This is a genomic window from Paraburkholderia nodosa DSM 21604, assembly GCF_000519185.1.
Classification (GTDB): domain Bacteria; phylum Pseudomonadota; class Gammaproteobacteria; order Burkholderiales; family Burkholderiaceae; genus Paraburkholderia; species Paraburkholderia nodosa.
In genome coordinates this window covers 345027-366897 of sequence record NZ_JAFA01000004.1, presented here as the reverse complement: position 1 = coordinate 366897, position 21871 = coordinate 345027, and the positions used below count along the sequence as shown (strand labels likewise).

The following is a 21871-nucleotide window of genomic DNA, read 5'->3' as shown; positions in this document are numbered from 1 at the left end:
CAAGCTAAAAACCTCCAGTTGACCCCTTAGACACTCTTCACTTATCCCGTCTATCCTGACTCGCCAGAAAGTTGTCAGCACAACAGGTTTGTATCGGTCCTTTCAACTAGACAGGGATGCGTGAATGAATGCAGTGACGCAGAGCTTCACGGAGGCGCTGCGCCACCCAAGCGCGCGCCTGACACGACATTTCAAGATGTGGATCGGCGGGCACTCGATCTCGATGTGCTCGACTTCACACGAACTCAGGCTGAAATTTGTCGCAGCGAAGGGGAAGCTCTTGATGGCAGCGTTCACAGGCGGCATGGACCCGTTGCGCGTCGCCAGCGAAAGTGCGGACGTGCAGGTATCGGCGAACACGAAGCTCACGCTCAACTGCGGTGGGGCCTCCGTCGTCCTGGAGGACGGGAACGTTACGTTCCATTGTCCGGGCGCATAAACCATCACGGCCGGCTCGTTTACCTTCGTCGGACCAGACAACGTGCCGACACAGTTGCCGCTCCTGCCGAACAGCAACTATCAGCCCAGTGACCGGTACTCCCATACGAACTGACCCGCCATGATCATTAGCCCTCCTTTTCTGCCCGCTTCGGGCCTGACGTCCGCCAACGCTGCGAAGCCAGACCCCATGATGGATGCCGTCGACCAGTTCGAACTCGCGCACGGCGTCTATCCGATTGCGTTCGACCGGCGCTGGCATTGCGGTGTGCATCTCGCACCCGACACACATGGCCCGATCCACGCCATCGCCGATGGCGAGGTCGTCGCCTACCGGGTCTGCCAGCACGCGATGGACTCCGGCGATGGCAACGCGGGCTTCGTCCTGCTCAAGCATTCGACAGAAACGGGCGATGGTCGCACGATCACGTTTTACTCGCTCTATATGCATCTGCTGCCGCTGGCCGAATACCATACGTTCGGGTTTGACAACAAGGGCCTGCCCGATTTCCTGCACCTGCCCTCCGGCCAGGATACGAAGGGGCAGGTCACGCCAGCGGCGAGGGGCAGCGGCCAGAAGGTCCGGCGCAAGGGGATCCTGGGCTATATCGGGCGCTACGAGAGCGTCTGGTACATGCATTTCGAGATCTTCATGATGCCGGGGGATTTCGATGCGTACTTCGGCCATACGCAGCTCGGCAATGCCACGCCGGACACGCCAGCGGCCGCAGACTGCTGGGGCCACACGTACTACATGATTCCGGCGCGCCAGCAGTTCTTTGCGCTACCGCCAGCGACGGGCGCTGACAGCAAGCTGCACGGGATCAAGTTCGAGCCGGGCTACACAGATACAAACACGCTGCCGCTCGTCGTCGAGGTGTACTTCAGCAAGGGAACGAAGTACACCAACGTCTGGAGCGTCGCGGCGGATGGCTCGCACACGCTGCTGACGCGCGATCCGGTGCTCGAGGCCGATTACGAATACGACCTCTACCGTCGCGCGACGGCTCTCTACGGCTCCTGTCCAAGCGATGGCTACGAGATGCTGCGGTTCGGGCGTATCCTCTCGACGCCCGTGACCCTCTCGGGGGTGGCCTGCGCGACCTGGGTACAAGTGACCTACGCGAGCGGGAAGCACGGCTATATTGATATAAGCAAGGCGGTGATCAAAAAGCTGTCCGACGCGGATTTTCCGTTGTTCATGGGCTGGCAGAAGATCAGCGACGGCAATACGCCTTTCAGCAGCGACGGGTTGTGCGATATCGACGCGCTCAAGAAACTCGTCAAGGATGCTGCGGACAACGAACAGCCCACGGTTGCTGTGGAAACGACAGAAGTGCAGAAGGCGGGCGCGCTTTCGTACTATGTGAAGGGCCACGACGAGGTACGCCGGGCGCTACGCGGGTTCATCTGCAATGCGCCGAGCGAGTGGGACAGCATGCACAACAAGACGCGCTACGCAAAGCTGCTCGACGAAGGCGGCTTTTATCATGGCAATGAACAGGGCTACAACGACTTTCTCAAATACCTCAAGGAAATTCAGTTCTGGGACGTGACCGGTCTGCCTGCGGGGCAGAAGCTCTGGTTTTTCCATCCGCTCGCGTTCATCCGATATTTCAGAAAGTGTGGGTGGCTGAGCCTCGATGAACTTACACAGCTTTTACCGCGTCGCTACGGACTAAATCATGCTGGAGCTACGCTAAGCTGGCAGACGGCTCACGGACGGTTGAATGGCGGCACCATCAATATCACGGATATATGCAATACATTTCGAAAATATGGAATTACAACACCCGAGCGGCAGACTGCTTTCTTATCGCAGGCTTATATAGAAACAGGTTTTCTAAGAACTGTTATTGAGGATGGCAAAGGGAAAGGCACTGCGGGAAATGCGCAATATTATGAGGCATTCTATGGCCGCGGTTTAATGCAGCTTACTTGGCCTACGCTATATGACGACTATGGGAAATTTCGCGGATTCCCGTTCAATGCTTCCGAACATTATTCTGACCCCAGGATTACGGCGGTGTCGACACATTACTGGTCAGGACCGCCGACAGTTGATTCTCAAGGGCATTCACACAGTGATAGGAGACAGTGGTATCCACGCTATGACCCCGACCTTGTCGCTTCGAACCGTTCAATTGCTTGTGACAGTGCGGGCTTTTTTTGGGTTTGGAAGCGCTTTATGGGCGTCTCTAATGTTTCACGCGTTGCCGATGCAGGAATCACGACTGAGACGGTAGGGCGTATGTCTGTTTTGGTAAACGGAGGGGGAAACGGGTACGACGACAGGCAACAATATTCTACATTTGTTTTTCGATATCGCGGCGATATGACAGAAGCTGTGACGAGTAAGACGTTGACCTACTCAAGACAAAGGATTGTATTGCATCCACATCAGGCACCAACATGGGGAGAGTCCTCTGCGCTATCACATGTATACGTCGATTTTACAGCTCAAACTCCTGATTGATCTAAGGATCAGTACCAATGAAACGCTACGCTGCTGCAATGCTGTTTTTTTGGTTGTTTATCTCTTGCGCACACGCCACTTCAGGGCGCGTGAAGATCGGGCCACTTCCTGCTATTTCGAACGTTTCGCCAAAACTTGAAAAATCTCTTGATGCACTAAGAGTTCGCATTAGGTCAACTGCGAAAGATTGTATTGAGGCCGCAAAGGGAATGAATTCCGTCGGGGAATACAATTCAGAAATAAAAAAAATGGTTGATACAAGTAAGGCAATTGTTCTTCAGGTTTCGGCAACTATGATTTGCGATGGAATACATTCTTCGTCGTATCAATATGGGATTGCATTCGAAAAGTCTACCGGGAAGCGGATCGATCTAAATCGAATATACAACATTGCAATTCGACGAGACGAACGTCTATTTATTCGACCCGAGCTTGCTGACGCGGTTAAGTCGAGCTATACGAAAGCGAACGAGAACAACCAATCATGTTTCTCTGACGCCGATTGGCAGGACGATTTGACAAATCTGCCGATTACGTTCTCGCCGCAGTCAGATGGATCTATTGTTCTTTACTATGCCGCACCGGAAGTATTCGCTGCGTGCTTTCCTGCTCTACGTCTAGAGCCGAGTGCATTGTATAAGTTTCGTGATGCTAATCAGGCGTCACAATACGAGCTACCGTGAGCAAACGTGAATATAGCGCGCGTAGGTGCGCAGAACGGCGTGATGGCATCGACGTTCCTTCGCTTGGCGAATGCTTCATCGGCAGCAGGGGCGCCTACGGCTTCGGCTCCGCAAGACATCTCTGGCCTTGGTTCGGTGTACGCGCATCAGTGATCGGTGATTGAAGGTGCGAATACAAGGGCGGCCCGCGCATCCCACGTTCCATGAACGCGGATGGCGCGGGCCGCAGCGCGGTCTTGTCCGCGACGATCAACCGCCCAGATAGGCGCGCTTGATGTTGTCGTTGGCGAGCAGATTGTCGGCGCTGTCGGCAAGCACCACGCGCCCGGTTTCCAGCACATAGCCGCGATCGGCCACATGCAGCGCCTTGTTCGCGTTCTGCTCGACGAGGAACACCGTCACGCCCTCCTCGCGAATCGTGCGGATGATGTCGAAGATCTGTGCGATCACGAGCGGCGCGAGGCCGAGCGTGGGTTCGTCGAGCAGCAGCAAACGCGGCTTGCTCATGAGCGCGCGGCCGATGGCGAGCATCTGCTGCTCGCCGCCCGACATCGTGCCCGCGCGCTGTTTCGCGCGCTGATTCAGGCGCGGAAACAGCTTGAACACATGCTCGATGCCCGCATCGATCTCGTGCTGCGAAGCGAAGAAGCCGCCCATCTGCAGATTTTCGAGCACGGTGAGGCTCGGAAACACGCGGCGGCCTTCCGGCGAAATCGCCATGCCCTTGCGCATGATTTCATGCGTGGGCATGCGCGTGATGTCCTCGCCTTCGAACGTCACTTTCCCTGCAGAAGCGCGCGGCGTGCCGCACACGGTCATCATGAGCGTGGTCTTGCCGGCGCCGTTGCTGCCGATCAGCGTGACGATCTCGCCCTTGTTCACTTCGATCGACACGCCCGCCAGCGCTTCCACCGCGCCGTAGTGGGTATGGACCTTTTCCAGCTTCAGCATCAGTCCTCTCCGAGATAGGCCTTGATCACGCGCGGGTCGTTGCGCACTTCGTCGGGTTTGCCGATCATGATCGGCTTACCGTGCTCCATCACCAGGATGCGGTCCGACACGCCCATCACGAGGCTCATGTCGTGCTCGATCAGGAGTACGGAGATTCCGAACTCGTTGCGCAAGCCGTCCACCATCTGCTGCAGCTCGACCTTCTCCTGCGGGTTCAAGCCTGCCGCGGGTTCGTCGAGCATCAGAAGACGCGGATCGGTGATCATGCAGCGCGCGATTTCGAGCCGGCGCTGATGGCCGTACGACAGCGTGCCCGCCTCGCGGTTCGCGACCGGCTTCAGGCCCACGCGTTCGAGCCAGTACGCGGCGCGCTCGAGCGCGGCGCGTTCGGCGCGGCGATAGGCCGGCGTCGCGAACAGGCCGCTCAGCATGTTGCGGTTCACCTTCAGGTGCTGGGCGACCATGAGGTTTTCCAGCACCGTCAGCTGCTTGAAGAGGCGGATGTTCTGGAACGTGCGCACGAGGCCGCGGCGCGCGACCTGGTGGCTCGGCTGGCCGGTGATGGCATGACCTTCCAGCACGATGTCGCCCGCGGTGGGCTTGTAGAAGCCGCCCACGCAGTTGAACACCGTGGTTTTGCCCGCGCCGTTCGGCCCGATGATCGCGAACACTTCGTTCGGACGAACGTCGAAATCGATGCCGTCCACGGCCAGCAGACCGCCGAAGCGCATCTGCAAGCCTGCTACTTTCAACAACGCTTGTGCGCTCATTGCGGCAGCTCCACGTGCGGACGGCTAGCGGGCAACAGGCCCTGCGGACGCCACATCATCATCAGCACCATCACCAGACCGAAGATCAGCATGCGGTACTCGGCAAAGCCGCGCGCCACTTCGGGCAGCGCCGTGAGCAGGATCGCGGCGAGCACCACGCCCAGCTGCGAACCCATGCCGCCCAGCACCACCACGGCGAGAATGAGCGCCGACTCGATGAAGGTGAACGACTCGGGCGTGACGAGCCCCTGGCGCGCCGCGAAGAACGCACCGGCGAGCCCCGCGAACGACGCACCGAGCGTGAACGCCGAGAGCTTGATGCGGGTGGGGTTCAGACCCAGCGAGCGGCACGCGATCTCGTCTTCGCGCAGCGCTTCCCAGGCGCGTCCCATCGGCATGCGCAGCAGGCGGCTCGTGACGAACAGCGTGAACGCCACCAGCACGAGCGCGAGCAGGTACAGGAAGATCACCATGTGCTCGCCGCTGTACTCGACGCCGATCAGCTCGTTGAACGTCTTCGCGCCTTCCACGCTCGCGTGGCGGGCCATTTCGAAGCCGAACACGGTGGGCTTGGGAATGCTGGAGATGCCGTCCGGGCCGCCCGTGATGCTCGTGAGGTTGTTGAGCAAGAGGCGGATGATCTCGCCGAAGCCGAGCGTGACGATGGCGAGATAGTCGCCGCGCAGGCGCAGCACCGGGAAGCCGAGCACGAAACCGAACGTGGCCGCGGCGAGCGCGGCGAGCGGCAGGCATTCCCAGAACGTGAAGCCGAAGTACTGGTTGAGCAGCGCATACGTATAGCCGCCCACGGCGTAGAAGCCCACGTAGCCGAGATCGAGCAGACCCGCGAAGCCCACCACGATATTGAGGCCGAGGCCGAGAATCACGTAGATGAGTGCGAGCGTCGCCACGTCGATCGCGCCGCGCGAGCCGAGGAACGGGAACACCGCGCCGAACGCGAGCAGCACCCAGATCGCCACGCGCTGCTGGCGCGCGCCGAGCGCGGGGGCCCGGGGCAAGCGCACGTGACTCGTTGCGCGCACGAACACCGGCTTGACGAGCTGGAACACGAACACCACGGCGGCCGAGATCCACACCGGGCGCCAGTGCTGCTGCAGCACGACCTGATAGCCATCCAGCGTGAGCTGCAGGCCGAGAATGGGCGCCGTGAGGATGATGGTCGCCACGGCGGCGGCAAGCGCGCCCTTCACCGTTTGCGACGAGGACGGGCCAACAGCTGCCACGCGAACCGAAACAGTCTGACTCATTTCGACCTCACACCTTTTCGACGTCCGGCTTGCCAAGCAGGCCGGTGGGACGGAAGAGCAGCACGAGCACGAGCAGGCCGAAGGCCACGACGTCCTTGTACTCCGCAGGCATGTAGCCCGAAGCGAAGGTTTCGGCGAGGCCGAGCAGAACGCCGCCGAGCATCGCGCCCGGAATGCTTCCGATGCCGCCCAGCACCGCGGCCGTAAACGCCTTGATGCCCGCAATGAAGCCGATATACGGATTGAGCTTGCCGATCGAGAGACCGATCAGCACGCCGCCCACCGCCGCGAGCATCGCGCCGAGCACGAAGGTGAACGAGATCACTCGATTCGTGTCGATGCCGAGCAGGTTGGCCATCTTCATGTCTTCCGCGCAGGCGCGGCACGCGCGGCCCATGCGCGAACGCGAGATGAAGAGCGTGAGCGCGATCATCAGCACGAGCGTCACGCCGACGATCAGCATGCGCGAGTACGGAATCGTCACGTCGAAGTTGCCGCCCATGTTGAAGTCGAGCGCGCCGGCAATGAGCATCGGCACGGACACGTCGCGCGCGCCCTGCCCGATCTGCACGTAGTTCTGCAGGAAGATCGACATGCCGATGGCGGAGATGAGCGGCACGAGGCGCGGCCCGCCGCGCAGCGGCCGGTACGCCACGCGCTCGACCGCGAAACCGTAGAGCCCGGTGACCACCACCGAGACGATGAGCGCCGCGCCCAGCACGAGCGGCAGCGGATAACCCGCCGAGGTGCCGATGGCCGTGAGCGTGACGAGGCCCACATAGGCGCCGATCATGTAGATCTCGCCGTGAGCGAAGTTGATCATGCCGATGATGCCGTAGACCATCGTGTAGCCAATGGCGATCAGCGCATAGATCGCACCCAGCGTGAGCCCGTTGACGAGCTGCTGGGTGAACTGAGGAAGAAAATCATTCATGCGTAAGCCCCGCGGCCGTGAAGCCGATGAGAGACCTTTGGAACCGTACCAATCCTTTTTTTGGTTGCGCGCACAACCGCTATAAAACGCCCCGCCACAACACAAGGCGGGGCGCTTGCAGCGTGCAGCGCCGGGATCAGTTCGCGGCGGTCTTGGTGGCGTCCTTGTGCCACGTGTAGACAACGAAGCGGAACGACTTCAGGTCGCCCTGTGCGTCGTATTCGACCTTGCCGATCGGCGTGTTGAACGCGTTCTTGTGCAGGTAGGCCGCGACCTTGGTCGGGTCCGTGCTCTTCGCGCCGGCAATGCCGTCGGCGATCACTTCGACTGCCGCATACGACGGCATCTGGAACGGGCCGTTGGCGTCGCGCTTGGCGTCGGCGAAGGCCTTCACGAGCTTCGCGTTGGCGGGGTCCGAAGCGAAGTCGGCCGGCAGCGTGACGAGCATGCCTTCCGAAGCCGGGCCGGCGATGGCCGTCACGTCCTTGTTGCCCACGCCTTCCGGACCCATGAACGTGGCCTTCACGCCCTGTTCACGCGACTGGCGCATGAGCAGGCCCATTTCCGGGTGATAGCCGCCGAAGTAGACGAAGTCCACGCCCTGCGACTTGAGCTTCGTGACAACTGCGGAGTAGTCCGAATCACCGGCGTTGATGCCTTCGAACACGACGACCGGAATGTGCGCCTTGTCGAGCGCGGCCTTGACCGACGTGGCGATGCCCTGGCCGTACGACTGCTTGTCGTGCAGGATCGCGACCTTCTTCGGCTTGACCTTGTTGATGATGTAGGCGGCGGCTGCCGGACCTTGCTGGTCGTCGCGGCCGATGGTGCGGAAGATGAACTGACGCTTCTTGCCTTCGGTCAGTTGCGGGGCCGTGGCCGACGGCGTGACCATCACGACGCCTTCGTTCTCGTAGATGTCCGAAGCGGGAATCGTCGAGCCCGAGCAGACGTGGCCGACTACGTACTGGATGTGCTGCGAAACGATCTTGTTGGCGACGGCGACAGCCTGCTTCGGCTCGCACGAGTCATCCATCAGGACGGCTTCGAGCTTGTTGCCGTTCACACCGCCGGCGGCGTTGATCTGCTCGATCGCAGTCAGCGCGCCCGCCTTGACCATGTCGCCGTACTGGGCGACCGGGCCGCTGAACGGGCCGGCAATGGCGATCTTCACGGTGTCGGCGTTCGCGCTTGCACCAAATGCGAGCAGCGCGGCGGCCACGGAAACAGCGGTAAGACGGGACAACATCATCAGGAGCTCCTCGATTGTTTTCGGGTCAACCGGTCAGACGGAATGACCTGCGCAAACGAACAGCGCCCCAATGACCTTCAATGGGGAACAACCACGGCGAGCACCAGAGAAAAAGACGTGACGGGGCCCGGCGTGTATCAGCGCCCTGGTAGGCGGCTGAGTTCGGAGAGACTGCTGAGTTACAGACTCTGTTGCGCAAGCGATCCGCCTGCCCCGTTCGCTGCAATTCGTACCGGAAAGGTGGACCGGCCCGAATCAGCGACCCGCGGATGCTATCAATAATCCCATTTAATCGCAACCAAGGGTTTTTTCGGATATCGAGTTGAGTTTTGACATCAGTCAATAGAGGGGAATGCTGGAAAGCGCTTGAAAAAGCTCGGAAAAATCGCCTTTCAAGTGGGCGGCGGACCGGTCACCGGGCTGTGATGACCGGCCGGCGCGGGTGTATGGAATGACTGGATTTCTTGATTTTTGCGTGCTCTCGATCGTTATTTTAATTTCAACGGAATCTGATCGACGAATGGTATCTGATGAGAAAATTTCAGATTAGTTACTTATCAGAATAAGATCACTCGCCGCATTACCGAAGTGCCGGGAATACCCTAAATGCAAAACGCGCCAAATCATTGATTTGACAGCATAAATATTACGAAAGCCTTAAAATTAAATTTTTATGCGAATTGAACTGGCACTATCAATTTCGCATCACATCCACTTTCTGCCATCCAATCCGAAAGCAGGGAAACTCGCGCCAAAGTGCGGATTTTTCTCATAATCGAATCCTGCAATTTCGAATTAATCCGCGCGACACCGTGGCGCGCCCGCCTCACTGACCCGCCACCGCGTTCCAGCCCCGCAAGAGACGGTGGTATCCTCGCTCCCTCGCCGCGCCCGCATGCACCACTACGGCGCATGCCGCGTGCTCTCGCGCCACGTGTGAGGCCGGCGACGCCGCACCCTGCAGATCCAAAAAACCGCAAGAACCCAGCACTCGGGGGAGATCAAACAGAATGAAGACCTTCAAGCAGGCAGCCGCTGCCGCCACCCTTTCCCTGATCGCCGGCGCCGCCGCGCTCGCGCTGACTTCGGGCGCCGCGCGCGCCGCCGAAACCGCGACCGTGGAAGTGCTGTCCATCGTCGAGCACCCCGCGCTCGACGCGATCCGCGACGGCGTGCGCGACGAACTCAAGGCCGCTGGCTACGACGCCGGCAAGAACCTCAAGTGGGAATATCAGAGCGCGCAGGGCAACACGGGCACCGCCGCGCAGATCGCACGCAAGTTCGTGGGCGACAACCCGAGCGCGATCGTGGCCATCGCGACGCCTTCGGCACAAGCCGTTGTGTCCGCAACGAAGTCCGTGCCCGTGGTGTACTCGGGCGTGACCGATCCGGTGGCCGCGCAGCTCGTCAAGACGTGGACGCCTAGCGGCACGAACGTGACCGGCGTGTCCGACAAGCTGCCGCTCGACAAGCAGGTCGCGCTCATCAAGCGCGTCGTGCCCAACGCGAAGACCGTCGGCATGGTCTACAACCCCGGCGAAGCGAATTCGGTCGTCGTCGTGAAGGCGCTCAAGGCACTGCTCGCGCAACAGGGCATGACGCTCAAGGAAGCCGCCGCACCGCGCACCGTGGACATCGGCCCCGCTGCGAAGAGCCTGATCGGCAAAGTCGACGTGATCTACACGAACACCGACAACAACGTCGTCTCGGCCTACGAAGCGCTCGTGAAGGTCGCCAACGACGCGAAGATCCCGCTCGTCGCCTCGGATACGGACAGCGTGAAGCGCGGCGCCATCGCGGCGCTCGGCATCGACTACAGCGACCTCGGCCACCAGACGGGCAAGGTCGTCGTGCGTATTCTCAAGGGCGAGAAGCCGGGCGCGATCGCCTCGGAAACCAGCAGCCGGCTGCAACTGTTCGTGAATCCGGCCGCCGCGCAAAAGCAGGGCGTGACGCTCTCCGCCGACCTGCTCAAGGACGCGACCACGGTCGTGAAGTAAGGCGCCGGCACGGCGCATCGCACGCAGTCACACTGCCAGGCCCGATAACGGCCACTTACGTGCGCAACGGCGCGCCGCCCCATCCGGGCGGTGCGCCGCGCGTCGACTCCGGCGCACCGCCGCCGCAGACCGCAACAGGATTCTTCCCCATGTCCCTCTACTCGCTTCTGGGCGCGCTCGAGATCGGCTTGATCTTCAGTCTCGTGGCCCTCGGGGTGCTGATCTCGTTTCGCATCCTCAACTTCCCCGACCTCACCGTCGACGGCAGCTTCCCGCTGGGCGGCGCCGTCGCCGCCACGCTGATCGCGGCCGGTCACGATCCGTTTCTCGCCACCGCCTGTGCGATCGTCGCGGGCGCCATCGCCGGCTTCATCACCGGCTGGCTCAACGTGCGCCTGAAGATCATGGATCTGCTCGCGAGCATCCTGATGATGATCGCGCTTTATTCGATCAACCTGCGCGTGATGGGCGCGCCGAACGTGCCGCTCATTTCCGAGTCCACGGTATTCACGATGATCCAGCCCGCCTGGCTGCCCGACTACGTGCTGCGTCCGCTCGCGCTCTTCGTCGTCGTGCTGGCCGCGAAGTTCGGCGTGGACGGGTTCTTCTCGTCGCAATACGGCCTCGCGCTGCGCGCGACCGGCGCGAACCCGCGCATGGCGCGCGCACAGGGCATCGCCACGGGCCGCGCGACACTCGCCGGCATGGCGCTCTCCAACGCGCTGGTCGCGTTGGCGGGCGCGCTCTTCGCGCAAACCCAGGGCGGCTCGGACATTTCGATGGGCATCGGCACTATCGTGATCGGGCTAGCGGCCGTGATCATCGGCGAGAGCATCCTGCCCGCGCGCCGGCTCGTGCTCACCACGCTCGCCGCCGTGCTCGGCGCGATTCTCTATCGCTTCTTCATTGCGCTTGCGCTCAACAGCGACTTCATCGGCCTCAAGGCGCAGGACCTGAATCTCGTCACCGCCGTGCTCGTGACGATCGCGCTCGTGCTGCCCGCCACGCGCAAGAAACTGTTTGGCCGCAAGAACGGGAGGGCATGAGATGCTCAGCGCCAAAGACCTCAAACTGACTTTCAACCCCGGCACGCCGATCGAAACACTCGCGCTGCGCGGCCTCACGCTCGAGATCCCGAGCGGCCAGTTCGTGGCCGTGATCGGCTCGAACGGCGCGGGCAAGTCCACGTTCCTCAACGCGATCAGCGGCGACCAGCGGGTGGATAGCGGCACGATCACCATCGACGGCCAGGACGTCACGAAAAAACAGGCGTGGGACCGCGCGCATCTCGTCGCACGCGTGTTCCAGGACCCGATGGCCGGCACCTGCGAGGCGCTCACCATCGAAGAGAACATGGCGCTCGCGATGGCGCGCGGCAAGCGCCGCGGCTTCGGCCCCGCGCTGAAAAAGCAGGATCGCGAGCTGTTTCGCGCGAAGCTTCGTCTGTTGAATCTGGGCCTCGAAAATCGCCTGACCGATCGCATCGGCCTGCTTTCGGGCGGCCAGCGCCAGGCGGTGAGTCTGCTGATGGCGTCGCTGCAGCCTTCGCGCATCCTGTTGCTCGACGAGCACACGGCGGCGCTCGATCCGAAAACGGCCGCGTTCGTGCTGGAGCTGACCGCACGGATCGTCGAGGAGGCCAGGCTCACGACCATGATGGTCACGCATAGCATGCGCCAGGCGCTCGATTACGGGCAGCGCACGGTGATGCTGCACCAGGGGCAGGTTGTGCTGGACGTATCGGGCGATGCGCGCCGCGGCCTCGACGTGCCGGACCTGCTGCGCATGTTCGAGCAGACCCGCCACGAGACGCTCGACGACGACGCGCTGCTGCTGGGATAACGGTACAAAGAGGCGCTAAAAAAGCCCGCCCCTCGTTCGAGGCGGCGGGCTTTTTTTCCGCGCAATTAATTCGGATTCCGATCCACAATACCCGCGCAGGCGTCAGGACGTTTTCGAATACTTGAACGTCCCCTGCGCGCTCGCGATCAGCAGGCGGTCATCCACCCACGCTTCCGCGCGCGCAAAGAAGATCGAGCGGCCGCCGCGCTCCAAAAACCCCTTCGCGCGCACGAACTGGCCAAGCCCCTTGTCGAGGTAGTTGGTCGTGAGCGAGAGCGTGAAGCCATGACGCGGCGGGTCGCCAAGCGGCGCGAAGAGCCCCGCGTAGCCAGCAGCGGCGTCGAGTAGTGTGGCAATCGCACCGCCTTGCAGCACGCCCTGGCGATTGAGCTTCGAGGCGTCGATGGGCATCACGAGCTCCGCGTAGCCCTCGCGCCATTGCGCGACGCTCACGCCGAGCGTTTCGAGAAACGGGTTGTCCACGGCGAATTGCGACATACGCTGTCTTCCTTGCATTATCTGGCGATGCGATTGATTATAGGGTGGCTGCCGCAATGCCGCAGCGGGCCGCAGCGCCGCCCATACGACTGTTCAGCGAAATTCCGCGCAACTGTACATGGCCAGCGCTGCCGCGCCGCACAACACTGCCTGAAGGCGCGCCAGGCGCGCCTACCACGCACCCCCCTTCCAGGTAAAACCAGGTACTCAAGATGAACGACAACGCGCTCCACCCCGATCCGCTAGCCACTTCGCGCACCGCGGCGGCAGCGGCCGAGGCCGCGCCCGTGCCTTGCCCCATCGTCGAAACGCTCGACCGCATCCTGCCCGAGGAGCCGCTCCTCATGATGGGCGCGGGCCCCGTGCCGATTCCCGACGCCGTGGCCAAGGCCAACACCGTCGTCATCAATCACCTCGGCGACACCATGGCGCGCGTCATCCACCAGGTGAAGACGATGGCGCGCTACGTGTTCCAGACGCGTTCGAACTGGGTGCTCGGCGTGGCCGGCCCGGGCTCGGCGGCCATGGAAATGGCGATCTCCAACCTCGCGTGGCCAGGCACCCGTGTGCTCTCTATCGTCAACGGCTTCTTCAGCCAGCGCATGGCCGAAATGGCGGGCCGCGTGGGCGCCGAGGTCACCACGCTCGAGGTGGCCGACCGCGAGATCGCCTCGCTCGAAGCCGTGGCGCAGGCCATCGAGCGCACGCGCCCGGCTGTCGTCACGATCGTGCACGGCGAAACCTCCAATACAGTGTGGAACCGCGAGCTGAAGGAAATCGTGCAGCTCGCGAAGGCCGCCGGCGCGCTCGTGGTGGTGGACGCCGTCTGCACGCTGAGCACCATGCCGCTGGAAATGGACGCCTGGGGCATCGACGTCGTCATCACGGGCGGCCAGAAAGGCCTCTCGTCGATCCCTGGCGTTTCGCTCATCGCCTTTTCGGACGCCGCCTGGGAGCGCGTGCGCACGCGCACTGCGCCGAACACGCACTGGTGTCTCGACGCCATGCTCGCCGAAAACTTCTGGCACAACGCCGGCTATCACTACACCGCCCCCGTCTCGGGCGTGCTGGCGCTCCATGAAGCGCTGCGCCTCGTGTGCACGGAAACGCTCGAAAAACGCTATGCGCGCCATCTGCGCTGCTCGCTCGCGCTGCAAAGCGGCGTGAGCGCGCTGGGCCTCGCGCTTTATACGCCGACAACCTGCCGCCTGAATTCCGTGGTCGGCATCGGGTTGCCCGAGGGCGTCACCGCGCGCGAGGTGTGCAATCACATCTCGCAGCAATACCAGGTGGAGATCGCCGGATCGTTCGGTCTCCCGATCGTTCGCATCGGGCAGATGGGCGAGCAGTGCCGCGAGCACAACCTCTTTCGCACCGTGCACGCGCTGGGCCGCACGATGAGCGATCTCGGCGTGAAGGTCGATTTGCCCGCCGGGGTTGCCGCGCTCGAAGAGTCGCTTTCGGCCAGCTCGCGCGAAGCGCGGCGTTAAGCACTTGCGGCGCCAGGCGGCCGCTCAACCCCTCAAACGCGCCGTGCGCGCATGCAGATGAACGCCGGGGCCTGCACGAGTTCTGCGTGCAGCGCCGGCGACACCGCCTTCATTTCCGGTTGTGGCATGGGCTCGAGCACGCGGTCGATGGCCCAGCCCGCTTCCATGAGCGCGTTGAAGATATCGGCAAGCGGGCGCCTGAACGCTTCCACCCACGGCTTCGGCTCGCCGAAGCCGCCCCAGTGCAGACCGAATCGCGTCGTCTCGAAGTAGCTGCGCGAACCACGCGTACGCGTGTCGATCCAGTCGCGCATGGGATGGGACATCGAAAACACCAGTAGCGCGCCGGGGCGCGCCACGCGGTGAAACTCCTGAAACGTCGGCGCGAGGTGCTCGACGTAGTCGAGGGCCAGCGAGCAGACGATGCGGTCGACCGAGGCGCTCGCGAGCCAGTCGAGCGGCCGCGCGAGGTCGCCCTGCGCGATGTCGACCGCGAGGCCCGCGCAACGCGCCTTCGCCAGTTCGACCATCGCGGGCGTGACGTCGAAGGCCTGCACGCGGGCGCCCTCGCCCGCCAGCTCCGCGCTCACGATGCCGGGCCCGCAGCCCGCGTCGAGCACGTCGAGCCCCGCCACCGCGCCTAACAGCGAACGCGTGGCGGGCCGCTCGTAGAGCGCGTTGTGCGGCTTGACGGGGGCTTGCTCCGCGTAGCGTTCGGCGAATTGTGTGTAGCTGGCGCGGCCGGGGAGTTCGGTGGGCGCTGCGGTAGGGTTCTTGTCGTCGGTAGACATCAGAGCGTTCGGGTGGCAATTGGGTACGTTATTGTCCATCGTTTCGCAGCGGCAGACCAACGCCGTACCCTGCACGGCGGCCCCGCCCCGGCCCGCCTCTGCGACTTGCCCGCGAAAAGCCCGCGCAAACGCGACCCCGGTTATCATCGCGCTCTCGCGTACGCGATCCCGATGCGCGCCGCATGATGCAACCGCAACCGCAGGCAAACGATGTCCCCCATCCCCTTCGACGCCATCCTCTTCGACTGCGACGGCGTGCTCGTCGACTCAGAACGCATTACGCACGTGGTGCTCACGCAGATGCTGGGCGAACTCGGCTGGACGCTCGAGGTGGACGAAGCCATGCGCATCTTCGTCGGTAAGGCCGTGAAAGACGAGGCCGCGCGTATCGAGGCGCATACGGGCTTCGCGATTACCGACGCCTGGCTCGAAGGCTTTCGCGCGCGCCGCAACGAAGCGCTGGAGCGCGATCTCGTCGAGATTCCGGGCGCGCCCGCGGCCGTGCGCGCGGTGCACGCGGCAATGAATGGGTGCATCGCCGTCGCCTCGGGTGCGGACCGGCGCAAGGTCGAGTTGCAACTGCGCAAGGTGAACCTGCTCGACTGCTTCGCAGGCCACATCTACAGCGGCCACGAAACGCCGCGCAGCAAGCCGCATCCCGACGTCTACCTCGCGGCGGCAGCCGGCCTCGGCGTGGAGCCCGCCCGCTGCGCCGTGATCGAGGACACGGTCACCGGCGCGCGCGCGGGCCTCGCCGCGGGCGCCACCGTGTTCGGCTACAGTCCGCCCGAGCCGGGCCACAGCAGCGCGCAGGCGCTGCTCGAAGCGGGCGTCGCGCACGTCTTCACCGACATGGTGCAGCTTCCCGCCCTGCTTTCCCGCTGGCCAAATAGTTAAGCGCGTATAAAACAACGCCAATAAAGCCGCGCGCGTCGCGCACTGTTGGCCGTACGCATCACCGCATACCAGATAGAAAGCAGGCCGCCGACGAGTCGCATACCATCCGATTCGTGGCGCCGCGAAAGAAAAAGATAGTTTGCTATCGAATCGCTTTGGGCTATCATCCGCCGATGTCAAATCTTCATACTTTACGCCTTGCGGTTAGCAGTACGCTCGTCGTGGCGGCACGCAAATGGCGGCGCACGACGCACGGCGCCCTCACCGCATACAACGTCTCCGAAGCATGCGCCGCGCCGCTTCTCACCGCCGGTCGGCTTGGCGAAGCCGTGCGCCAGGTAACGCTTGCGGAGCACGTGGGCATCGAAGGCCCTTCGCTCGTGCGTCTGCTCGACCAGCTCTGCGCCGCAGGCCTCGTGCGCCGCGACGAAGACCCCGACGACCGCCGCGCGAAAACGATCTCGCTCACGAGCGAAGGCCGCGCCGTGACCGAGCGCATGGAGGACGAACTGCGCTCGCTGCGCGCCCGCGTGCTCAAGGGCGTGAGCCGCGCCGACCTCGAAGCGACGCTGCGCGTGCTCAACGCGTTCAATGCCGCCCCTCCCGCGGACCAGGCTGACCGGGCCTTACACGACTGAAAGCAGACAGCGGCCTCATGACCTACCCCTCCATCCGCGACTGGCTCTTTTCGGTCAAGACCTTCGCCGCGTCGATGCTCGCGCTCTATATCGCGCTCAAATTTCAGCTGCCGCGCCCCTATTGGGCGATGGCCAGCGTGTACATCGTCTCGAACCCGTTCGTGGGCGCCACGCGCTCGAAGGCGCTTTACCGCGCGCTCGGCACCGCGCTCGGCGCGGCCGCCGCCATCGTGCTCGTGCCGCCCTTCGTCGAAACGCCGCTGCTCTTCAGCGCGATCGTCGCGACCTGGACCGGCACCTTGCTCTATCTGGCGATCTCCGATCGCACCGCGCGCAGTTATGTGTTCATGCTCGCGGGCTATACGATGCCCCTCATCGCGCTGCCCACCGTGACCGATCCCACCACCGTGTTCGACGTGGCGATCGCGCGCACGCAGGAAATTACGGTCGGCATCATTTGCGCGAGCGTGGTGGGCAGCAACTTCCTGCCTAGCCGCCTCGCGCCCACGCTCATCGAGCGCGCGGACGCATGGTTCCGCGACGCCGCCTGGTACGGCAGCGAAACGCTCTCGGGCCATATTGCGGGCAAGGCGCTTTCGGCGTGCCGTCAACGTCTCGCCGCCACGGTCAACCAGCTCGAATTCCTGCTGAGCCAGCTGAGCTACGACCACACGCACCCCGAGATCCTCGAGCGCGCCGAGTCGCTGCGCGGGCGCATGCAGCTCTTTCTGCCGATGATCTCCGCGCTCGCCGACCCGCTCGTCGCGCTGCGCCGCGATCTGCACGTGTGGCCAGAGGGCCTCGATAGCCTGCTCGCCGATGCGGCGCGCTGGTTCGACGAACGGCTGCCCACGCGCGCCGCCGACATGCATGACGACGCGGGTGACCCGACCGCGGACATTCTGCGCAAGCGCATCGCGACGCTGCAGCCCGCGCGCGACGCGCTCTCGAGCTGGGAAGGCGCGCTGCTCTCGAACGCGCTCTGGCGGCTTGGCCAGGTGATCGACGTGTGGCAGGACTGCCGCGCACTGCGCGCGCTCATCGCGCACGAAGCGAAAATCGGCTCGTGGCGGCCGCGCTATCGTCACTGGCGCCTTGGCGGCACCGAACGCTTCTACGATCGCGGCCTCATGTTGTTCTCATGCCTCGTGCCGGTGAGCGCGATTCTCGTGGCTTGCTGGCTATGGGTCAGCTCGGGCTGGCACGACGGCGCGGGCGCGGTGACGCTTGCGGCCGTGGCCTGCTGCTTTTTTGCGGCGTCCGACGAGCCCGCGCCGCTGGTGTTCCGCTTTTTCCTCGCCACCACGGCGAGCGTGGTATTCGCGGGCCTTTATCTTTTCGTCGCGCTGCCCAAGGTGCACGACTTCGCGATGCTCGTGCTGCTGTTCGCGGGCCCGTTCATCCTGATCGGCACGCTCATTCCGCGTCCGGCCTTCAACATGGTGACGATGCTCGTGGCCGTGAACACGGCCACCTTCATCAGCGTGCAGAGTGCCTACGAGTCAGACTTCTTCGTCTTCCTGAACAGCAATATCGCCGGCGTGGCGGGCCTCCTGTTCGCCTATCTGTGGACCCGCGTCACGCGCCCGTTCGGCGCCGAACTCGCGGCGCGGCGCCTCCTGCGCTCGAGCTGGAGCGACGTCGCGCTCTCGGCATCGCCCGCGCCGATCGCGGACCAGCGCAATCTCACCTCGCGCATGGTCGATCGCCTCATGCAGCTCATTCCGCGTCTCGCGGCTTCCGACGAGCACCGCCATCCGTCGATCGAGAGCTTCCGCGACCTGCGTATCGCGCTCAATTCGCTCGACTTGCGGCGCTCGCGCCACAAGCTCGACGGCGACGTGCCCGACGCGATCGACCGTGTGCTCGCGGGCGTCAGCGACCACTATGCGCGCTGCGCGCGTGCGAGCGAGCGCCAGGACGCCCCGTCCGCGCTGCTCTCCAGCATCGACGACGCCATGCGCCGCGTCGCGGCCCGCGCGCGTGCGCAACTGCCGCCCGCCACGCTTGCCGACGCCGATGCCCAGCCCGCACCGCGCGCGCTCGTCTCGCAGCGCTGGCTGCGCGACACGCTGCACGCGCTGGTGGGCCTGCGCATCGCGCTCTATCCGGCTCTTGCGGCGCAATCGCCATCGAACCCGGAGGCCACGGCATGAGCGCGCATTCCTCTTATCCTTTTTCGAAACCCGCATCATGATCGGCGAAATCGATATCTTTGGCGTGTTCGTGCCCGCCGTGCTCGTGCTGATGCTGATCGCGTACCTCATCAATGTCGTAATCGGCAAGGTGCTCACGCGCGTCGGCTTTTACCGGCTCGTGTGGCATCGTTCCATTTTCGATCTCGGCATCTATGTCTTCGTGCTGGCTGCCGTCATCATCGTGTCGCATCGCTTCGTGAATTAACGTGAACGTGAAAAAAACCTGGTTCTCCGCAGGACAGATCCTGCTGACGCTCATCGTCGTCGTGGTCGCCGCCCTCGTGCTGTGGCGCATCGTCAACTACTACATGTTCTCGCCGTGGACGCGCGACGGCCGCGTGCGCGCCGACGTGATCCAGGTCGCGCCCGACGTGGGCGGCCTCATCACCCGTGTCGACGTCGCCGACAACCAGCAGGTCAAGCAAGGCCAGGTGCTGTTCGTGATCGACCAGGCGCGCTACTCGCTCGCGCTGCGCCTCGCCGAGGCCACGCTCGAGCAGCGCAAGGCCACGCTCGCCCAGGCAAAGCGCGAATACGCGCGCAATATCGCGCTCGGCAATCTCGTGGCGGCGGAAACGCTGGAGGAAAGCCGCACGCGCGTCGATCAGGGCGAAGCCGCGGCGGCCGACGCCCAAGTCCAGGTCGACACCGCCAAACTCAATCTTCAGCGCACGACGATCGTGAGCCCCGTGGACGGCTATTTGAACGACCGCGCGCCGCGTGTTGGCGAGTACGTCACGGCAGGCCGCGCGGTGGTCGCCGTCGTGGACATGCATTCGTTCCGCGTGGACGGCTACTTCGAGGAAACGCGCCTGCACGGCATTCAGATCGGCCAACCCGTGGAGATCACGGTGATGGGCGAGACGCGTCCGCTGCGGGGTCATGTGCAGAGCATCGTCGCCGCGATCGAGGACCGTGACCGCCAGGCGGCGCCGAACCTGCTGCCCAACGTGAATCCGGCGTTCAGCTGGGTGCGTCTCGCGCAGCGCATTCCGGTGCGCGTGGCGCTCGACGAAGTGCCCGACGATTTCCGCATGATCGCGGGCCGCACGGCAACCGTGGCCGTGCGCACCGAAGCGAACAACGACCGCCAGGCCGCCCACGCGAACAACGCGAGTGGCGCCGTCGCTTCGCAGCCCGCTACGGGGGCGAGCGGCCCCGCCGCTTCCCAGGCTGCCGGAGCTTCGCAATGACACGCCGCAGTCTCTGGCGCCGCCACCGCTTTTGGCCCAACCTCGCGCTCGCGCCGCTCACGCTCGCGCTGGGCGCGTGCATCACGCTCGGTCCCAACTACCACGTGCCTCAGGAAGCCGTGGTCAATGCGCCGCTCGCACAGGGCCCGATCGACGGCGCGGACCGGGCGCCCGTCTCGCAACTGGGCGTGCCCGCCAACTGGTGGCAGCTTTACGACGACCCCACGCTCAACGAACTGGTGCAGGAAGCGCTCAAGTCGAACACGGACCTGCGCGTGGCGGCCGCGAATCTCGCGCGCTCGCGTGCAGCGGTCGACGTGGCCAACGCACAAGGCGGCTTCTCAGGCACCGCGCATGCCGCCGCCGAGCGCGCGCAGGTGTCGGGCGAGCAATTCCTCCTGTTCGAGAAGGTGCCTGTCGCGACGCTGGGCGATCTCGGCGTCAACATCTCGTACGAATTCGACCTGTTCGGCAAGCTTAGGCGCGGCGTGGAAGCCGCGCGCGCCGACGACGCGGCCGTGGAAGCGGCGGCCGATCTCGCGCGCATCACCGTGGTCGCCAACGTGGCGCAGGCTTACGTGGAATCGTGCTCGGCCGCCGAGGAACTGGAGATCGCGCAGGAATCGCTCAAGCTGCAGAATGAGCGCGTGGCGCTCACGAAGCGCCTGCGCGACGCGGGCCGCGGCAACCAGCCCGACGTGACGCGCGGCCAGACCCAGGCCAATACGATCGCCGCCGATATCCCGCGCTTCGAGGGACGCCGCCGCGTGGCCCAGTATCAGCTCGCCATGCTGCTCGCGCGCGCGCCCAAGGACCTGCCGCCCGCCGCGCTCGCGTGCAACCGCCTGCCCAGGCTCAAGCAGCCGATTCCCGTCGGCGACGGCGCCGGGCTCCTCAAGCGCCGCCCCGACGTGCGCGAGGCCGAACGCCAGCTCGCGGCGTCGACGGCGCGCATTGGCGTGGCGATCGCCGAGATGTATCCCGACGTCACGTTCGGGGCGGGCGTGGGTACGATCGGCCTGACCAGCGACCTGTTCACCCCCGCGACCAATGCCTGGTCGTTCGGACCCCTGATCAGCTGGACCTTCCCGGTCAACGGCCAGCGCGACCGCGTGCGCGCCGCAGAGGCCGCGACGGGCGGCGCGCTCGCGCACTTCGACGGCGTGGTGCTCAACGCGCTGCGCGAAACGCAGTCGAGCCTCGCGACCTATGCCGCCGACGACCAGCGCGCCGACGCGCTGCGCACGGCCTACACGTCCGCGCAGCAGTCGGCGGACGAAACGCATCGTCTCTATGCGGCAGGCCGCGAAGCGTTCCTCTCCGACCTCGACGCCACGCGCACGCTCACCACTGTGCACGCGCAGGTCGCCGCAGCCGAAGGCCAGGTCGCGCTCGACCAGGTGCGGTTGTTCCTCGCGCTGGGCGGCGGCTGGGAAGGCAATCAGCAAACGCTGCAGCAGCAGGGGGCGCAAGGCACACAGCCGGCACCAGCGGCACCGACGGCACCGGCGGCCACCGCCGCGACTGCGCCCACGCCCGCGAAATAAAGGCG

Annotated in this window: 20 protein-coding genes; 13 read left to right on the top strand and 7 right to left on the bottom strand. The window is 64.0% G+C overall.

The features are described 5' to 3' along the window. The first annotated feature begins 124 nt into the window (after positions 1 to 124). The 3 genes from A3CW_RS0108090 (at position 125) to A3CW_RS50790 (ending at position 3597) form a co-directional block, all read left to right on the top strand. A complete protein-coding gene (locus tag A3CW_RS0108090; RefSeq protein WP_028203115.1) occupies positions 125 to 439 on the top strand; it encodes a DUF2345 domain-containing protein in 315 nt (104 codons plus the stop codon). A gap of 120 nt (positions 440 to 559) precedes the next feature. Then, positions 560 to 2914, top strand: coding sequence for a M23 family metallopeptidase (locus A3CW_RS45605; RefSeq protein ID WP_051481308.1), 2355 nt, complete (start codon positions 560 to 562; stop codon positions 2912 to 2914). A gap of 17 nt (positions 2915 to 2931) precedes the next feature. Next, positions 2932 to 3597 (top strand): hypothetical protein, encoded by a 666-nt coding sequence (locus tag A3CW_RS50790; protein ID WP_081771560.1) that lies wholly within the window; start codon positions 2932 to 2934, stop codon positions 3595 to 3597. Between the two features lie 249 nt (positions 3598 to 3846). On the opposite strand, the gene A3CW_RS0108080 is transcribed toward A3CW_RS50790, so the two are convergent. From A3CW_RS0108080 to A3CW_RS0108060, 5 genes are all read right to left on the bottom strand, one after another. After that, complete coding sequence (locus A3CW_RS0108080) at positions 3847 to 4548, bottom strand: ABC transporter ATP-binding protein (RefSeq protein ID WP_028203114.1); 702 nt, start codon at positions 4546 to 4548, stop codon at positions 3847 to 3849. Continuing rightward, positions 4548 to 5318 (bottom strand): high-affinity branched-chain amino acid ABC transporter ATP-binding protein LivG, encoded by a 771-nt coding sequence (gene livG, locus A3CW_RS0108075; RefSeq protein ID WP_028203113.1) that lies wholly within the window; start codon positions 5316 to 5318, stop codon positions 4548 to 4550. Before livG ends, A3CW_RS0108080 begins: the two co-directional genes overlap by 1 nt. Then, positions 5315 to 6586, bottom strand: coding sequence for a high-affinity branched-chain amino acid ABC transporter permease LivM (locus A3CW_RS0108070; RefSeq protein WP_028203112.1), 1272 nt, complete (start codon positions 6584 to 6586; stop codon positions 5315 to 5317). Before A3CW_RS0108070 ends, livG begins: the two co-directional genes overlap by 4 nt. Before the next feature lie 7 nt (positions 6587 to 6593). Continuing rightward, the gene (gene livH, locus A3CW_RS0108065; protein ID WP_028203111.1) at positions 6594 to 7520 is read right to left on the bottom strand and encodes a high-affinity branched-chain amino acid ABC transporter permease LivH; all 927 of its coding nucleotides are present in this window, start codon (positions 7518 to 7520) and stop codon (positions 6594 to 6596) included. 136 nt (positions 7521 to 7656) lie between these two features. Continuing rightward, positions 7657 to 8772 carry a branched-chain amino acid ABC transporter substrate-binding protein gene (locus tag A3CW_RS0108060; RefSeq protein ID WP_028203110.1) on the bottom strand — a complete coding sequence of 372 codons (1116 nt, stop codon included), beginning with the start codon at positions 8770 to 8772 and terminating at the stop codon, positions 7657 to 7659. Between the two features lie 1010 nt (positions 8773 to 9782). Here A3CW_RS0108060 and A3CW_RS0108055 point away from each other — a divergent pair. The 3 genes from A3CW_RS0108055 to A3CW_RS0108045 all read left to right on the top strand — a co-directional run bounded on the left by A3CW_RS0108055 (position 9783) and on the right by A3CW_RS0108045 (position 12614). Next, complete coding sequence (locus tag A3CW_RS0108055; protein WP_028203109.1) at positions 9783 to 10772, top strand: ABC transporter substrate-binding protein; 990 nt, start codon at positions 9783 to 9785, stop codon at positions 10770 to 10772. Between the two features lie 149 nt (positions 10773 to 10921). Beyond that, on the top strand, positions 10922 to 11818 hold the full coding sequence (locus tag A3CW_RS0108050) for an ABC transporter permease (RefSeq protein ID WP_028203108.1): 897 nt from the start codon (positions 10922 to 10924) through the stop codon (positions 11816 to 11818). A 1-nt stretch (position 11819) separates the two neighbouring features. Continuing rightward, on the top strand, positions 11820 to 12614 hold the full coding sequence (locus A3CW_RS0108045) for an ABC transporter ATP-binding protein (protein ID WP_028203107.1): 795 nt from the start codon (positions 11820 to 11822) through the stop codon (positions 12612 to 12614). Between the two features lie 102 nt (positions 12615 to 12716). Here the strand turns inward: A3CW_RS0108045 and A3CW_RS0108040 are convergent, their stop codons facing one another. Further along, positions 12717 to 13112, bottom strand: coding sequence for a PaaI family thioesterase (locus A3CW_RS0108040; protein ID WP_028203106.1), 396 nt, complete (start codon positions 13110 to 13112; stop codon positions 12717 to 12719). Between the two features lie 344 nt (positions 13113 to 13456). On the opposite strand from A3CW_RS0108040, the gene A3CW_RS0108035 reads away from it, so the two are divergent. Then, positions 13457 to 14602: a pyridoxal-phosphate-dependent aminotransferase family protein gene (locus A3CW_RS0108035; protein ID WP_245623564.1), complete on the top strand. Its 1146-nt coding sequence runs from the start codon at positions 13457 to 13459 to the stop codon at positions 14600 to 14602. Positions 14603 to 14634: 32 nt separating this feature from the next. Here A3CW_RS0108035 and A3CW_RS0108030 read toward each other — a convergent pair whose 3' ends face one another. Further along, complete coding sequence (locus A3CW_RS0108030; protein ID WP_028203104.1) at positions 14635 to 15393, bottom strand: class I SAM-dependent methyltransferase; 759 nt, start codon at positions 15391 to 15393, stop codon at positions 14635 to 14637. 210 nt (positions 15394 to 15603) lie between these two features. Between A3CW_RS0108030 and A3CW_RS0108025 the strand changes: the two genes are divergently transcribed. The 6 genes from A3CW_RS0108025 (at position 15604) to A3CW_RS45600 (ending at position 21866) form a co-directional block, all read left to right on the top strand. After that, positions 15604 to 16290 (top strand): HAD family hydrolase, encoded by a 687-nt coding sequence (locus tag A3CW_RS0108025; protein WP_028203103.1) that lies wholly within the window; start codon positions 15604 to 15606, stop codon positions 16288 to 16290. Between the two features lie 173 nt (positions 16291 to 16463). Beyond that, positions 16464 to 16928: a MarR family winged helix-turn-helix transcriptional regulator gene (locus A3CW_RS0108020; RefSeq protein WP_028203102.1), complete on the top strand. Its 465-nt coding sequence runs from the start codon at positions 16464 to 16466 to the stop codon at positions 16926 to 16928. A gap of 17 nt (positions 16929 to 16945) precedes the next feature. Further along, positions 16946 to 19084, top strand: a complete 2139-nt coding sequence (locus A3CW_RS0108015) for an FUSC family protein (RefSeq protein WP_028203101.1) — start codon at positions 16946 to 16948, stop codon at positions 19082 to 19084. Between the two features lie 37 nt (positions 19085 to 19121). Then, positions 19122 to 19331, top strand: coding sequence for a DUF1656 domain-containing protein (locus A3CW_RS0108010; RefSeq protein WP_027818583.1), 210 nt, complete (start codon positions 19122 to 19124; stop codon positions 19329 to 19331). A 7-nt stretch (positions 19332 to 19338) separates the two neighbouring features. Next, complete coding sequence (locus A3CW_RS0108005) at positions 19339 to 20319, top strand: efflux RND transporter periplasmic adaptor subunit (RefSeq protein ID WP_028203100.1); 981 nt, start codon at positions 19339 to 19341, stop codon at positions 20317 to 20319. Then, on the top strand, positions 20316 to 21866 hold the full coding sequence (locus tag A3CW_RS45600) for an efflux transporter outer membrane subunit (RefSeq protein WP_051481306.1): 1551 nt from the start codon (positions 20316 to 20318) through the stop codon (positions 21864 to 21866). Before A3CW_RS0108005 ends, A3CW_RS45600 begins: the two co-directional genes overlap by 4 nt. Positions 21867 to 21871: the final 5 nt, after the last annotated feature.